The organism is Streptomyces violascens, assembly GCF_014649955.1.
GTDB classification, from domain to species: domain Bacteria; phylum Actinomycetota; class Actinomycetes; order Streptomycetales; family Streptomycetaceae; genus Streptomyces; species Streptomyces violascens.
In genome coordinates, this window is sequence record NZ_BMUA01000001.1 from 795,469 (window position 1) to 809,883 (window position 14,415).

The window sequence follows — 14,415 nt, forward strand, 5'->3', positions numbered from 1 at the left end:
AAACCGCCGCCCCGTGGCGCCGCGCGCTGCGGACCCGCAGACTGGCGGCATGGCCGGAAAACGCAGCGCCGGGCTTCTGCTGTACCGCAGGGTGGAGGACGGCATCGAGGTGCTCGTGGGGCACATGGGCGGACCGTTCTTCGCCGGGCGGGACGCGGGCACCTGGTCGGTCCCCAAGGGTGAGTACGACGCCGGGGAGGCACCTCAGGCCGCGGCCCGGCGGGAGTTCGAGGAGGAGCTGGGGCTGGCGCCGCCCGAGGGCCCGCTCGTGCCGCTGGGCGAGATCGTCCAGCGCGGCGGCAAGACCGTGACAGTGTGGGCGGTCGAGGCGGACCTGGATCCGGCCGACGCGGTACCGGGCACGTTCACCATGGAGTGGCCGCGGGGGTCGGGCACGATGCGCGAGTTCCCCGAGATGGACCGCTTCGCCTGGCTGTCCCCCGACGCCGCGGCCGCCCTGCTCGTCCAGGGCCAGCAGGCCTTCCTCGAACGCCTCGTCGCGCACGTGGAGGGCGAACCTCCCACCAAGGTCAACAAGCCCTGACGAAAAGGCAGTCGGCCGAACCGAGCCCACCCGTATCGACCTCACCGCTTAATTTAGACCGTGAGTCAAGACGCGGGACAAGGGCGCGGCACAGGCTCCCGCACCGGTATGTTGCACGCAGGGAGGGAGCCACATGGTCACACCGAACAGAAGGACCGTCCGCGACCTGCGCCGGGACAATCGCGGCGCGGTACTGCGACGGCTGTACTTCGACGGCCCGATGAGCCGCCAGGCCCTCGGCCCCGCAACCGGGCTGAGCTCGGGTTCCATCAGCAATGTCGTCGCCGAGCTCGTGGCCGACGGCCTCCTCGAGGACGCCGGAGTGGTGGACTCCGACGGCGGAAGGCCGCGGACCCTGCTGCGGGTCGCCCCGGACAGCGGCCATCTCATCGGTGTGGACGTCGGCGAGACCCGGGTCAGGGTCGAGCTGTTCGACCTGGTCCTGCGTGAACTCGCCCGTGCGGAGCTGTCGTTGGACGCGGGCGGGTACGACGTCGGGCACATCGTCGGCCGGATCCGCGAGGGCGTGGCCACCGTGCTCGGCGAGAGCGGCCTCGATCCGGAGCGTCTGCTCGGCGTGGGCGTGGGCGTGCCGGGCATCGTCGACCGGAGCTCCCCCGACGGAGCCGTGGTGCACGGCCAGACCATTGGCTGGGACGCGGTTCCGCTGGAGTCCCTGCTGCGCGACACCCTCCAACTGCCGCTCGGCACGAGGTACTTCATCGAGAACGGCGCCAAGACGCTCGGGCAGGCCGAGATGTGGTTCGGTGGCGGCCGTGGCGCGTCCGACGCGGTGATCGTCCTGTTCGGCTCCGGCGTCGGCGCCTGCATCGTGACGGGCGGCGCGATCTACGGGGGTGCGCACAGCAGCGCCGCCGAGTGGGGCCACACCACCGTGCACGTCCGCGGCCGGCGCTGCCGGTGCGGGGCGCTCGGCTGCCTGGAGGCGTACGCGGGCGCCGAGGCGATCGTCCGGCGCTGGCGCGAGGCAGGAGCCGAACTGGCGCCCGGGACCGCCGAGGAGACGGCGGTGACCGCGCTGCTGGCGGCCGCGCATCCGGATGAGAAGGGGATCGACGCCAGCCCGGTCGCCCTCGCGGTCCTTGAGGAGACCGCCGAGTATCTGGGCGCGGGCCTGTCCGACCTGATCAACCTCTACAACCCGGAGCGCATCCTCATCGGCGGCTGGGCGGGGCTCCGACTCGGCCCGTACATCCTGGAGTCGGTGCGCCGCCATGCCACCGCCCATGCCCTGCGCCATCCGGCGGAGCGCGTCACCATCGAGCTCGGCCGGCTCGGCCCGGATGCCGTCACGGTGGGCGCGGCCACCCTGCCGCTCGCCGGATTCTTCGCCCGCGGCGGCCACCGCGCACCCGCGGCCGAAACGGAGACACCCACCGAAAAGCCGGGCTGGCGCAGGTCGGTGGAGGAACGCGTGGCCCGCTGATCATTTCCCCGGCACATTCACGCCGCGGGCTCATAAATTCGACCGGATTCAGCATTCCCATAAGCAGGACTTTCAGGATCTAATAGCGGGTACAGCAAGTTTGAATTGAGTCTCATATGCCGTGAGCCGGATCCGCCCCGACCTGCGCCGGGGCGGTTTTTCGCGGCCCGTGCACCGCCATTTCCGGCCTGCCACCGGCACTTGCCTCTTGTGGTGCCGGTATTTCCAGGAACACGATCGGTCCTCGTCCAGCCCCATCGAGGAGGTACCGGTGAACGTTCCCGTGAATAACCAGCGGATGAGTCTCAGCCCGGACGCGGCGCGCCAACTCGCCACCGCCACCAAGACCGTTCCGCAAATGCGCGGAATCACCCCCCGCTATCTGCTGCGCGCCCTGCCCTGGGTGGATGTCGAATCCGGCGTCTACCGGGTCAACCGCCGCCGCTCGTTCGTCCTGGGCGACGACCGGATCAGCACGTACGACGAGGACGGCACCCCGCGCGTCGTGCCGGGCGACCTGCGCGAGCTGCCCTACTTATGCGACTGCGAGGACGCGCTGCTCGGCGAACTCGCGGGCGCCTTCACACCGGTGACGTTCGACGCGGGTCAGGTCCTCGTGCAGGAGGGCGACCCGGCCGACCGGCTGTGGATCCTGGTGCAGGGCCGCGCCGAGAAGCGCGTCACCGGCCGGTACGGCGAGGACGCGCTGCTGGAAGTCGCGGGCGACGGCCAGTTCTTCGACCTCGACGCGTGGACCCGTGGCGAGCCGATGCCGTACCGCGTCAAGGCGCTCACCCCCGGCACCGCACTGTGCGCCGACCGCGCCACACTCACCCAACTCGCCGACCGCAGCGAGCAGTTGCGCACGGCGATGGACGCGTTCACCTCCGGCGAGGGCGTCAAGCCGGGCTCGGAGGCGCCCATCGACCTCAGCTCCGGGCACGTCGGCGAGATCGATCTGCCCGGCACATACGTCGACTACGAGGACGCTCCCCGCGAGTACCACATGACGCTGGCCCAGACGGTGTTGCGCGTCCACACCCGGGTCGCGGACCTCTACAACGGGCCGATCGACCAGACCCGCGCCCAGTCCAACCTCACGGTGCAGGCGCTGCGCGAGCGGCAGGAGGCGGCCCTGCTCAACCACCCCGAGTTCGGCCTCCTCAACAACGTATCCGCAGGTCAGCGCGTACAGTCCCGCACCGGTTCGCCGACCCCCGACGACCTCGACGAGCTGCTCGCCAAGGTGTGGAAGCAGCCGGGCTTCTTCGTCGCGCACCCGAAGGCGATAGCCGCGTTCGGCCGCGAGTGCACCCGGCGGGGTGTGCCGCCGGTGACCGACACCCGGTTCGGCAGCCCGCTGATCACCTGGCGCGGGGTGCCGCTGCTGCCCTCCGACAAGGTCAGGTTCTCGGGCGGCGGCAGCGTGGGCACCACGGAGATCCTGCTCATGCGCACGGGCGAGGCCGAGCAGGGCGTGGTCGGGCTGCGCCCGGCGGGGGTGCCCGACGAGATCGAACCCGGCCTGTCCATGCGGAACATGGGCGTCGACCAGAAGGGCATCACCTCGTACCTGATGACCGCGTACTTCAACACGGCGGTCCTGGTGGAGGATGCGATCGCCGTGCTGCAGAACGTCGAGGTGTCCAACTACCATGACTACTCCTGACGTCACGGAACGGACCGCTCTGCCGGGCCGCCAACCCGGCGGGTTCACACCGGAGTCGGCGCGCAAGGACTTCCCGATCCTGCACCGGACGGTCAACGGGCACCCGCTGGTCTGGCTCGACAACGCGGCCACCACCCAAAAGCCCCGCCAGGTCATCGAGGCGCTCGCCGGCTACTACAGCGCGTCGAACTCCAACATCCACCGGGGCGCGCACACCATGGCCCGCGAGGCCACCGAGATGTACGAGGCGGGCCGGGCGGCCGTAGCGGACTTCCTGGGAGCGCCGTCCCCCGATTCCATCGTGTTCGTACGGGGCACGACGGAGGCGATCAACCTGGTCGCGCAGAGCTGGGGACGAGCGAACCTGGGCCCCGGCGACGACATCCTCGTACCGGTCCTGGAGCACCATTCGGACATCGTGCCGTGGCAGCTGACAGCGAAGGAGACCGGGGCGCGAGTCGTCCCGGTCCCCCTCCTCCCGGACGGCCGGATCGACCAGAACGCCTACGCCGACCTACTGTCCTCCCGCACCCAGCTCGTCGCCATCAGCCAGGCCTCGAACGTACTCGGCACGGTTCCGCCGGTGCGCGAGATGACCGCGCTCGCGCACCGCTACGGGGCGAAGGTGCTGGTCGACGGCGCGCAGGCGGTCGCTCACCTGCCCGTCGACGTGACGGACCTGGACGCCGACTTCTACGCCTTCTCCGGGCACAAGCTGTACGCCCCGACAGGCATCGGCGCGCTCTATGTCAAGCCGGAGGTCCTCGCGGGCCTGCGGCCGTGGCAGGGCGGCGGCAACATGATCGACTCGGTGTCCTTCGAGCGCACCACCTTCGCGCCGGTCCCGCACCTCATGGAGGCCGGCACCGGCAACATCGCGGGGGTGGTCGGGCTGCTCGCCGCGCTGAACTGGTTCACGTCCTTCGACCGGGCCGCGGTCGCGGCGTACGAAGACGGGCTCACGGCGTACGCGCAGCAGGCGATGGGGATGGTGCCGGGCCTGGAGATCCTGGGGTCGGCGCCGGGCCGGATCGCGGTGCTGACGTTCACGATGGCGGGCCACGACCCGGCGGCGATCGCCTCCTGGCTGGACCGCGACGGCATCGCGATCCGGGCCGGCCACCACTGCGCGCAGCCGGCACTGGCCCACTACGGCCTGGAGTCGGCGGCCCGCGCCTCATTCGCGCTGTACAACACCCCGGAGGAGGTGGACGAGCTGGTGGCATCGCTGCGGGGCCTCCAGCAGTCGGCCTGACGTTCCATACGGCCCGACGTTCCATACGGGCACGCACACGATGGCCCCGTACCCCTGCCGGTACGGGGCCATCGGCCTTGAAGGGTGGGCTTCCCCGAGCTGCGACCCCGAACCTCCAACGCCTCTTCGCCCCGTGTTCCTGCCGGCCCACCCGCGCGCCCGCGCGGGACCCGCCGAGCACGGAGGGACACTTTCGCGACTCCCTCTCCACTTCTCTTGACATGCACTTGTCCGACCGCTGAGATGTGGTTGCTTTCGTTCGACGCCGTTCGTTTGTGCGCCAATTACCCTCACCGGAGCCGCACTTGACTACCGAACTGCACAACTTCAGACAGCGCCTGACCGCCACTCTGGGCGCCCTCGCCCTCGTCGCGGGCGGTGTGACGGTCGCCGTGGAGGTCGCGGCCGCACCGCCGGCCGCGGCCGTGGACAACGCTCTGGCGCGTACCCCGCAGATGGGGTTCAACAACTGGAACTCCACGCACTGCCGTGCCGAGTTCAACGAGTCGATGGTCGAAGGGATCGCGGACGCCTTCGTCGCGAAGGGCCTGAAAGACGTCGGCTACACCTATGTCAACATCGACGACTGCTGGGCGCTGCCCAACCGGGACGCCTCCGGCAACCTCGTCCCCGACCCGGTGCGCTTCCCGCACGGCATCAAGGCGGTCGCGGACTACGTACACGCCAAGGGCCTCAAATTCGGGCTCTACTCCAGCGCGGGCACCAAGACCTGCGACACCCAGGGATTCCCCGGCGGCCTGGGCCACGAACAGCAGGATGCCAACCTGTGGGCGTCGTGGGGCGTCGACTACCTCAAGTACGACAACTGCAACAACACCGGCGCCGACGCCAAGCAGCGCTACAAAGCGATGGGCGACGCGCTCAAGGCGACCGGCCGGCCCATCCTCTACAGCATCTGCGAGTGGGGCTCCAACCAACCCTGGAACTGGGCGTCCGGCACCGGAAACTCCTGGCGCACCACGGGCGACATCAGTGACTCCTGGTCGAGCATGATCGGCATCGCCCACCAGAACCAGCCGCTCGCCCCCTACGCCGGTCCCGGCGGCTGGAACGACCCGGACATGCTGGAGGTCGGCAACGGCGGCATGACGGACACCGAGTACCGCACGCACTTCAGCCTGTGGTCGCAGATGGCGGCGCCGCTGCTCATCGGCAGCGATCTGCGCAACCCGAGCGCGGCCACGCTCGCCATCCTCAAGAACACCGACGTCATCGCGGTCGACCAGGACGCGCTCGGCAAGCAGGGCACGGTGGTGTCGAGCTCCGGCGGCCAGGTCGTCATGTCCAAACCCCTCGCGGACGGCGGCCGTTCGGTCACCCTGACCAACGAGAACGCATCGGCCCGGACCATCTCCACGACGGTCGACGCGATCGGCATCGGCGGCGCGTCCTCGTACGCGCTGAAGGACCTGTGGTCCAAGCAGACGAGCAGTACGACGGGCACCATCAGCGCATCGGTGCCCGCGCACGGCACGGTGATGTACCGGGTGACGCCGGGCACGCCGGTGCCGCCGCCGACCGGGCTCAACCAGCTCAGCGACCTGCCCTGGACGTCGGCCGTGAACGGCTGGGGCCCGGTCGAGCGCGATCACAGCAACGGCGAACAGGCCGCCGGCGACGGCAGAACCCTCACCATCAACGGCACCACCTACCCCAAGGGCCTCGGCACGCACGCGCCCTCGGACATCACGTACTACCTGGGCGGCGGCTGCCGCTCGCTGGGTGTCGACGTCGGCGTGGACGACGAGTCCACGGCGGGCGGTTCGGTGGTCTTCCGGATCTACCGCGACACCACGCTGGTGGCCGACAGCGGTGTGCGCACCGCGAGCGATCCGCCCAAGCGTCTGACGGCGGATCTCGCCGGCGGCACCGAGCTGCGGCTCGTGGTCACCGACGGCGGCGACGGCATCACCTACGACCACGCCGACTGGGCGAACCCCCAACTGGCCTGCGGCCGGGGCCCGTCGGCGGGTACCCACGCGCTCAGCGACCTGACCTGGACGTCGGCCGTGAACGGCTGGGGCCCGGTCGAGCGCGACCGCAGCAACGGCGAACAGGCCGCCGGTGACGGCAAGACCCTCACGATCGGCGGCACCACGTACGCCAAGGGCCTCGGCACCCACGCGGCGTCCACGGTGACGTACTACCTCGGCGGCACCTGCACCGCGTTCAGGGCGAGCGTCGGCGTGGACGACGAGGTGGGCGCGAAGGGTTCGGTCGACTTCCAGGTGTACCGGGACGGGACGCTCGCCGCCGCCAGCGGCAAGGTCACCGGCGCCGACGCGGCGAAGGCGATCAGTGCGGACGTGACCGGCGGATACGAGCTGAAGCTGGTCGTGACGGACTCCGGCGACGGGGTCGACTACGACCACGCGGACTGGGCCGCTCCTCAACTCACTTGTTCCTGAGGTCAGTTGGGACTTCCCTCTTCGGTGGACGGAGGGGCCTCGTCCGTTCGGGCGAGGCCCCTTCCCTGCTTCGTGGCGACCACGAGCCGGGCGCGCGGGCTGCCGTCCCTGCGGCGGCCGAGTTCCTCCAGGGCGTACAGCTCGACGCCGAAACCGACCGTCGCGAGTTCCTGTCGTACGTCCGAGAGGCGGAACCCGCGGTAGTACATGACGAACGGGGGACGCCACAGCGCGTTGCGCACCCGCATCGCCGTGTCGAAGCCGAGCAGGGCGAGGTGGCCGGGGCTGCCGGGCCGGAACGGGGCCACCACCGGGAACGCGAACCGGCCGCCCGGCCGCAGCGCGGCGTACGTCCGGGCGAACAGGTTCGGCCGCTCCTTGGGCAGGAAGTGCCCGAACGCCCCGAAGCTGACGGCCAGATCGAACCCGTCACTCAGCGGCAGTGCCCGCGCGTCGGCCCGCAGCAAGGTGGCCTCCGGGTGCGCGCGGGCGGCCACCGCCAGCATCCCGGCGCTGATGTCGACCCCGGTGACGCCGTCGCGGCACACCTTGCCGAGGACACCGAGGCCCGCGCCCGTGCCGCAGCACAGGTCGAGCCCCCGGCCGAAGGGGCCGAGCCCGTCGAGTACGCCGGCCACGGAGGCGAGGATCACCTCGGGCGTACGGAACGGGGTGAGGTCGAACTTCGGGGCCAGGAGGTCGTAGCCGTGCTCGACGGACGACAGCGCCTGGACGGCGAGCTCACGGAGTGTGGGGCCCTGGGGTGCGAACATGGCTGCCCAGCTTAGAGGGCCCCCGGCTCTTTCAGGCTGGTACGTACGGCTCGGTGTGCGCGGGTGGACGGGTGCCGCAGACCGCCGCCCGGGCCTCGGCGGCCAGGGTGCGGCGGTCGGTGCCGCGCAGCTCCGGGTGTGCGGTGACCCGCACGCTCAGTCCGCGGGCGGCGGCGACCCGGCGCAGGGAGGTCGTGAAGTCGTCGCCGCCGAGGAAGGCCGCGACGGTGCTGGGGGCGCCGTCCTGGAGGTAGTCGACGGTCATCGGCCGAACGGGGGCGCCCGCGTCGACGGCCGCCTGGAACGCGGCCCGCCGGAACCGGCCGCCCGACACGGCACACCAGGTCGTCGCCTGAGGGAAGACGAGGACGGACCGGCCCGAGCGCAGGGTTGCGGTCAACTCGTCGACCGTGTGCGGGAGTTCACGTACCGCACCCCGGTCGATGAAGCGGGTGCCGATCCGGCGGGCGAGCGTGCCGACCACCGGCCACTGGCCCACTTCCCGTTTGGCGAGGACCGTGACCGGCTCGACGGCGAGCAGCGCCACCACGTCCAGCCAGGAGATGTGGTTGGCGACGAGCAGCGCGCCCCGGGTGTGCTCGCTCGGGGCCGGCCCGGCTTCGAGCCGTACTCCCAGGGCGTCGAGAACCGCGCGGGCCTGGGTGCGCAGGGTGTGGGGGTCGGCGAGCCGTTCCCCCATCGCCACGGTGCGGATCAGGGTGTGGGTGAGCGCCGCGTACCGGCGGGCCGTCTCGGTCAGCGGCACCCGCGGTGCCGTCTCGCGCACACAGTCGGGGGTGCAGGGCCCCTCCACCGACCAGGGGCTCATCGTGTGTCCCCCAGGAAATAGCGGCGGTAGCGGTCGCCGAGCCGGTCCATGTCGAGCAGCACGAAGAAGTCGGCCACATTGAACTCGGGGTCGAATGTGGGCGCCCCACACATCCAGGCGCCGAGCCGGAAGTAGCCGCGCAGCAGTGGCGGCAGATCCGCGTAGCTGGGGCGGCCTTCCGCCGGGCCTGTGGGCAGCCAGGGGCGGTGGGGGTGCACGCGCAGTTCGGGCGGCGAGGAGTGCTTGGCGTTGCCGAGCAGCCAGGCGCTGGAGGCGGCAGCGCCCCCGTCGGCGAGCGGCACGGACGCGCAGCCCGCCAGATAGCGGTGGCCCGAGAGCAGTACGTAGCGGGCGAGCGCCGACCACATCAGGTTGATGACGGCGCCAAAACGGTGGTCCGGGTGCACACAGGAGCGCCCCGCCTCGACCATCGAGGGACGCAGCGCGTCGAGCGCCCCGAGGTCGAACTCTCCCTCGCTGTACGAACGTCGGGTCCGCCCGGGAGGCAGCAGCCGGTACGTCCCGACCACTTCGCCGGTCGAGGTGTCGGTGACGATCAGGTGGTCGGCGTACGCGTCGAAGGCGTCGATGTCGTGGCCGGGCAGCGGGGTGGTGAGGGTGGCGCCCATCTCCTCGCCGAAGACGCGGTACCGCAGCCGCTGAGCGGCCCGGATCTGTTCCTCGGAGTCCGCGATGGAGGTGACGTAGGAGCCGGTGGCCGTGGGTGCGGTGGATATCGAGAGCATGGGTGTGGCGTTCTCCGCGACGTGGTGCACAGTCGAATCCCTCATGTGGTGTCCGCATGGGCTTCCGCGCAGTGAGTATGGGATCGCCATATGTGCGCCGGGTGAATTGCACGCAACGCGGCGTCGGGCATTGCCCGGCTCGAAGACGCCCGTGAACCGGCCCGCCCCGGTGCGCACGATGACCGCTTTATGACCCTTCCGTAACAGCCACACCGCCGCGATTCGGCCGCCACACGCCCGTGACCTGCACCGATAGGTGGATCACTATGGCGTCCACGCACTCAACGCTCTTGGACATCGAGGTGCCGTAGCTGTTCTGCTGATCACTACATGTCCGGTTCAACCCCATTCGGTACGTCTCTGGGAGCGTGATGAACAAGCCGCTGCGGCGCATAGCCGTCTTCTGCGGGGTGCTGGTGCTCGCCCTGCTCATCCGGGCGACATGGGTCCAGTTCGTGAAGAGTGACACCCTGGCCAACGACTCGCACAACCGGCGGGTGCTGATCGACGCGTTCTCGCAGCCGCGCGGCGACATCGTCGTCGGCGGGCAGCCGATCACGGGGTCGGTGGAGACCCCGGGGTCCGACCTCAAGTACAAGCGGACCTACAAGGACGGCCCGATGTACGCGCCGGTCACCGGCTATCTCTCCCAGGCGCAGGGCGCGACCTTCCTGGAGGGCGTGCACGCGAAGGTGATGAACGGCAAGGACGACCGGCTGTTCTTCGACCGGGCCAAGTCCCTGTTCACCGGGGAGACCCCGCGCGGCGGCGATGTGGTCACCACCATCGACCCGGCCGCGCAGAAGGCCGCGTACAAGGGTCTTACGGACCTCAAGGCGAAGGGCGCGGTGGTCGCCCTCGATCCCCGCTCCGGCAAGATCCTCGCCATGGTGAGCACGCCCTCCTACGATCCCTCGGTCTTCGCGGGGATCTCGGCGAAGGAGGGCAAGGAGTTCGGGAAGCTCGACGCCGACAAGAACAAGCCGCTCAACAACCGGGCGATGCGCGAGGTGTACCCGCCTGGCTCGACCTTCAAGATCCTCACCGCGGCCGCCGCCATCGAGCACGGCGTCGTGACGGACATCAACGCCCCCATGCCGGACGCCCCGGCCCCCTACACCCTGCCGCTGAGCTCCACCCAGGTCGGCAACGACGTGGACAACTCGCTGTGCGACAAGGTGTCCCTGAAGACCGGCATGCAGTGGTCCTGCAACAACGTGTTCCTGGACACCGCGCTGAAGACCGGCAAGGACAGGATGCGCGAGACGGCGGAGAAGTTCGGCTTCAACAAGGAGCAGTTCATTCCGGTCCGTACGGCGAAGAGCGGCTACCCCGACAAGCTGGACAAGCCGCAGACCGCGCTGACCGGCATGGGCCAGGGCAGCCTCACCAGCACCCCGCTGCAGATGGCCATGGTGACCGCGGGCATCGCCAACAACGGCAAGGTCATGAAGCCGTACATGGTCGACGAACTGCGCGGCTCCGACCTCGCCACGCTGGAGAAGGCCAAGCCGGAGGTGCTCAACCAGGCCGTCTCCGAGGGCACCGCGAAGAAAGTGCAGGAGATGATGGAGTTCACCGCGAGCGAGGGCACCGCGAAGAAGGTGAAGATGGAGGGCGTCACCGTCGGCGGCAAGACCGGCACCGCCCAGCACGGCTCCGATGTGCGCGAGCAGCGCCCGTACGCCTGGTTCGTCTCGTACGCCAAGCAGAGCGACGGCACCTCGCCGGTGGCGGTGGCGGTGTTCGTCGACCCGTCGGACATGGACATCCAGCGCTCCGAAATCGCGGGCGGCAAGCTGGGCGCCCCGATCGCGAAGTCGGTGATGGAAGCGGTGCTCAAGAAGTAACCCGGTCGCTTCCAGAGGCCCTGGGCGGTACCTGCGCCCTATAGGGGCGCGGGGCCGAGTCGTGGTGCGGCTCCACCGCGTGGGCACGACCGGCCACGACGAGCCCGCAGTCGAAGGAACCGCACCCCGGGCCGCACTCACCCGCCCTCCACAACCACCTCGTACGCAGAGTCGACCTCGGCCCCCGGGGTGCCGAACCGCCCACCCCGCAACAGCTCGCGCCAGCGCTCGGCACTCCAGTCCGCCGGCGGGGTCGTCTCGATGAAGTCCTCGACCAGGGCCAGAAAGCGGGCCGGGTCGGTGTGGAAGGGAAAGTGCCCGGCCCCGTCGAATATCTCAAGCCGGCTGCCGGGCATCGCGGCATGCGCGCGATGCGCATGGGCCTTTGGAACGACGCTGTCGCGCGAGCCCCAGACCAGCATCGTGGGCATGCCCTGGGTCAGATAGCAGCGGTCCAGCATGGTGATGACCTGGCCGCGCCAGTCGACGACCGCGCGCAGGGTGCGCACGAAGACGCTGCGGGAGCGGGCGTCGGGCAGCGCGTCCACCAGGCCGAGGAGGTCCGGGGCGTCCTGGCCGAGGTCGCTGTCGAGCAGCCGCATCAGCTCGATGACGAGCCGGGTCGGCCGGCGCATCGAGGGCCGCGAGAGCAGGGCGAGCATCAGCTCGGCGCCGGGCAGGGCCGCTGCGCGCAGCACCGGGTTGACCTCACGGCCCACTCCCCCGGCCCCGACCAGGACGAGCCGTTCGGTCGACTCCGGGTACTGGTAGGCGAATTGCATGGCGACCCCGCCGCCGAGGGAGTGCCCGACGAGGGTGGCCCGCTCGATGCCGAGGACGCCGAGCAGATCGCGGACGCCGTTGGCGTAGGCGGCCACCGAGTAGTCGGCGCGCGGTTTGTCGGAGGCGCCGTGGCCGAGCAGGTCGGGCGCGAGGACGGTGTAGCGGCGGGCGAGGCCGGGGATCAGCCCGGCCCAGGTGGCCGAGGAGTCGCCGATGCCGTGGATCAGCACGACGGGCGGCCCTTCCCCCGCGGTGCGGTACGCCCGGCGGTACCCGTGGACCACGCGGTGGCGCAGTCGCACGTCCTGGTCCCCCACCGGGCGCAGCCTCGTGCCAGTAGCCATCGACAACCTCCCCGATCACGCCCGCACCGCTGCCCCGTGCGCGCTCCCCGTCAGCGTTCCCGGTAACGAGCCTAGAACCAGCGGCACATGCTCGATTACCAGCAGATTTCGCCACGGACAAGCCTGCCCTCGCACCTTTCTGCCATGTACGGTTCAACCGCGCGCTGCGCAGGCGTCCGTACAACGACGTTCTACGCGCGCAGACTTGGTGTCCCCACCACCTTGCCCCCACCCTCACGGAGGTACACAGGATGCTCGGAGCCAGAAGTTCCGGACGCTCCCACCGCCGGACCGCCGGTGTGCTGACCGCACTCGGCGCGCTCGTCGTCGCGGGCGGCGCGGCCGCCCAGGCCGCCACCCCGCCCGCGTCGCCCGCCCCCCGGGCCGCGGCCGCCACCCAGCACCGGGTGCTGTTCGACAACTCCAAGGCGGAGACCGCCGGCAACGCCGACTGGATCATCAGCACCAGTCAGCCGGACCCGCTCGGCGAGAACCCCTCCCCCAGCGCCGAGGGCGACTGGACGGGCGCGCTGTCCTCCTGGGGCGTGGCGCTCCAGAAGACCGGCAACTACGCCCTGAAGACGCTGCCTTCGGGCGGCACGATCACGTACGGCACCTCTTCGGCGACGGACCTCAAGAACTTCGACACGTTCGTGATGCCCGAGCCGAACGTACTGCTCAGCGCGTCCGAGAAGACCGCCGTGATGCAGTTCGTGCGGAACGGCGGCGGACTGTTCCTCATCTCCGACCACACCGGCTCCGACCGCAACAACGACGGCGCGGACGCGGTGAAGGTCATCAACGACCTGATGACCAACAACAGCGTGGACTCCTCGGACCCGTTCGGCTTCTCGGTCGACTCGCTCAACATCGGCACCGACAACCCGCGTGCCATCAGCGACGCGTCCGACCCGGTCCTGAACGGCTCGTTCGGCAAGGTGACCGGCAGCATCATCCGCAACGGCACCACCGCGACCCTCAAGCCGTCCGACAACCCGGCGGTCAAGGGCGAGGTCTACCGCACCGGCTACTCCGGCAACACCGGCGCCTTCTTCGTCACCAGCACCTTCGGCAGCGGCCGCGTCGCCTTCTGGGGCGACAGCTCGCCGATCGACGACGGCACCGGCCAGCCGGGCAACACCCTGTACGACGGCTGGAACGACCCGGCGGGCACCGACGCCGCGCTCGCCCTGAACGCCACCGAGTGGCTCTCGGGCGCGGGCACCACCACCGGGGGCGGCGGCACCCCGACCCCCTGCACCCCGGCCCAGCTGCTCGCCAACCCCGGCTTCGAGTCGGGCAGTTCGGGCTGGACAGCCACCAGCGGCATCATCAACACCAGCAGTGGCGAGCCCCCCTACGCGGGCGCGTACAAGGCCTGGCTCGGCGGCAAGGGCACCGCGCACACCGACACGCTGGCCCAGACGGTGACGATCCCGGCGGGCTGCGCGGCCTCGCTCGGCTTCCAGCTGCACATCGACACGGACGAGACGACCACGAGCACGGCGTACGACACCCTCAAGGTCCAGGTGATCGGCAGCGGCGGATCGGTCCTGGCCACCCTCGCCACGTACTCCAACCTGGACGCGGCGGACGACTACACCCAGCAGACCTTCGACCTCGGTGCCTACGCGGGGCAGACGGTGACGCTCAAGTTCACCGCCACCGAGGGCTCCAAGCTCCAGACGTCGTTCGTCATCGACGACACCGCGCTCACGGTGAGCTGATGAGCGCGCCCGCCCGGGT

Annotated in this window: 11 protein-coding genes; 7 read left to right on the plus strand and 4 right to left on the minus strand. The window is 70.4% G+C overall.

Annotation, left to right across the window (positions count from 1 at the left end; translation table 11 throughout):
• The first annotated feature begins 49 nt into the window (after positions 1 to 49).
• The 5 genes from IE206_RS03710 to IE206_RS03730 all read left to right on the plus strand — a co-directional run bounded on the left by IE206_RS03710 (position 50) and on the right by IE206_RS03730 (position 7,344).
• Positions 50 to 544 carry an NUDIX hydrolase gene (locus tag IE206_RS03710; protein ID WP_189960405.1) on the plus strand — a complete coding sequence of 165 codons (495 nt, stop codon included), beginning with the start codon at positions 50 to 52 and terminating at the stop codon, positions 542 to 544.
• Positions 545 to 677: 133 nt separating this feature from the next.
• On the plus strand, positions 678 to 1,991 hold the full coding sequence (locus IE206_RS03715) for an ROK family transcriptional regulator (RefSeq protein WP_189960406.1): 1,314 nt from the start codon (positions 678 to 680) through the stop codon (positions 1,989 to 1,991).
• A gap of 298 nt (positions 1,992 to 2,289) precedes the next feature.
• A complete protein-coding gene (locus IE206_RS03720; protein ID WP_189960787.1) occupies positions 2,290 to 3,660 on the plus strand; it encodes a family 2B encapsulin nanocompartment shell protein in 1,371 nt (456 codons plus the stop codon).
• Positions 3,647 to 4,915: a cysteine desulfurase gene (locus tag IE206_RS03725; protein WP_226598703.1), complete on the plus strand. Its 1,269-nt coding sequence runs from the start codon at positions 3,647 to 3,649 to the stop codon at positions 4,913 to 4,915. The genes IE206_RS03720 and IE206_RS03725 overlap by 14 nt, the downstream gene beginning before the upstream one ends.
• Positions 4,916 to 5,220: 305 nt before the next feature.
• Entirely contained in the window at positions 5,221 to 7,344 is a 2,124-nt protein-coding gene (locus IE206_RS03730; RefSeq protein WP_373300855.1) for an NPCBM/NEW2 domain-containing protein, read from the plus strand.
• A gap of 2 nt (positions 7,345 to 7,346) precedes the next feature.
• Here the strand turns inward: IE206_RS03730 and IE206_RS03735 are convergent, their stop codons facing one another.
• From IE206_RS03735 to IE206_RS03745, 3 genes are read right to left on the minus strand one after another with little or no spacing between them, the layout of a single operon-like run.
• Positions 7,347 to 8,117 carry a class I SAM-dependent methyltransferase gene (locus IE206_RS03735; RefSeq protein WP_189960408.1) on the minus strand — a complete coding sequence of 257 codons (771 nt, stop codon included), beginning with the start codon at positions 8,115 to 8,117 and terminating at the stop codon, positions 7,347 to 7,349.
• 31 nt (positions 8,118 to 8,148) lie between these two features.
• Complete coding sequence (locus tag IE206_RS03740) at positions 8,149 to 8,946, minus strand: lysophospholipid acyltransferase family protein (RefSeq protein ID WP_189960409.1); 798 nt, start codon at positions 8,944 to 8,946, stop codon at positions 8,149 to 8,151.
• Positions 8,943 to 9,692 (minus strand): GNAT family N-acetyltransferase, encoded by a 750-nt coding sequence (locus tag IE206_RS03745; protein WP_226598831.1) that lies wholly within the window; start codon positions 9,690 to 9,692, stop codon positions 8,943 to 8,945. Before IE206_RS03745 ends, IE206_RS03740 begins: the two co-directional genes overlap by 4 nt.
• 371 nt (positions 9,693 to 10,063) lie before the next feature.
• Here IE206_RS03745 and IE206_RS03750 point away from each other — a divergent pair, with 371 nt between their 5' ends.
• Complete coding sequence (locus tag IE206_RS03750) at positions 10,064 to 11,542, plus strand: peptidoglycan D,D-transpeptidase FtsI family protein (protein WP_189960411.1); 1,479 nt, start codon at positions 10,064 to 10,066, stop codon at positions 11,540 to 11,542.
• A gap of 137 nt (positions 11,543 to 11,679) precedes the next feature.
• Here IE206_RS03750 and IE206_RS03755 read toward each other — a convergent pair whose 3' ends face one another.
• Complete coding sequence (locus IE206_RS03755) at positions 11,680 to 12,669, minus strand: alpha/beta fold hydrolase (RefSeq protein WP_189960412.1); 990 nt, start codon at positions 12,667 to 12,669, stop codon at positions 11,680 to 11,682.
• 251 nt (positions 12,670 to 12,920) lie between these two features.
• Between IE206_RS03755 and IE206_RS03760 the strand changes: the two genes are divergently transcribed.
• Complete coding sequence (locus IE206_RS03760; RefSeq protein ID WP_189960413.1) at positions 12,921 to 14,396, plus strand: M6 family metallopeptidase; 1,476 nt, start codon at positions 12,921 to 12,923, stop codon at positions 14,394 to 14,396.
• Positions 14,397 to 14,415: the final 19 nt, after the last annotated feature.

Coding starts and splice junctions, on each gene's coding strand:
- IE206_RS03710 (WP_189960405.1), top strand. CDS start 50: ATGGCCGGAAAACGCAGCGCCGGGCTTCTGCTGTACCGCAGGGTGGAG.
- IE206_RS03715 (WP_189960406.1), top strand. CDS start 678: ATGGTCACACCGAACAGAAGGACCGTCCGCGACCTGCGCCGGGACAAT.
- IE206_RS03720 (WP_189960787.1), top strand. CDS start 2,290: ATGAGTCTCAGCCCGGACGCGGCGCGCCAACTCGCCACCGCCACCAAG.
- IE206_RS03725 (WP_226598703.1), top strand. CDS start 3,647: ATGACTACTCCTGACGTCACGGAACGGACCGCTCTGCCGGGCCGCCAA.
- IE206_RS03735 (WP_189960408.1), bottom strand. CDS start 8,117: ATGTTCGCACCCCAGGGCCCCACACTCCGTGAGCTCGCCGTCCAGGCG.
- IE206_RS03740 (WP_189960409.1), bottom strand. CDS start 8,946: ATGAGCCCCTGGTCGGTGGAGGGGCCCTGCACCCCCGACTGTGTGCGC.
- IE206_RS03745 (WP_226598831.1), bottom strand. CDS start 9,692: ATGCTCTCGATATCCACCGCACCCACGGCCACCGGCTCCTACGTCACC.
- IE206_RS03750 (WP_189960411.1), top strand. CDS start 10,064: ATGAACAAGCCGCTGCGGCGCATAGCCGTCTTCTGCGGGGTGCTGGTG.
- IE206_RS03755 (WP_189960412.1), bottom strand. CDS start 12,669: ATGGCTACTGGCACGAGGCTGCGCCCGGTGGGGGACCAGGACGTGCGA.
- IE206_RS03760 (WP_189960413.1), top strand. CDS start 12,921: ATGCTCGGAGCCAGAAGTTCCGGACGCTCCCACCGCCGGACCGCCGGT.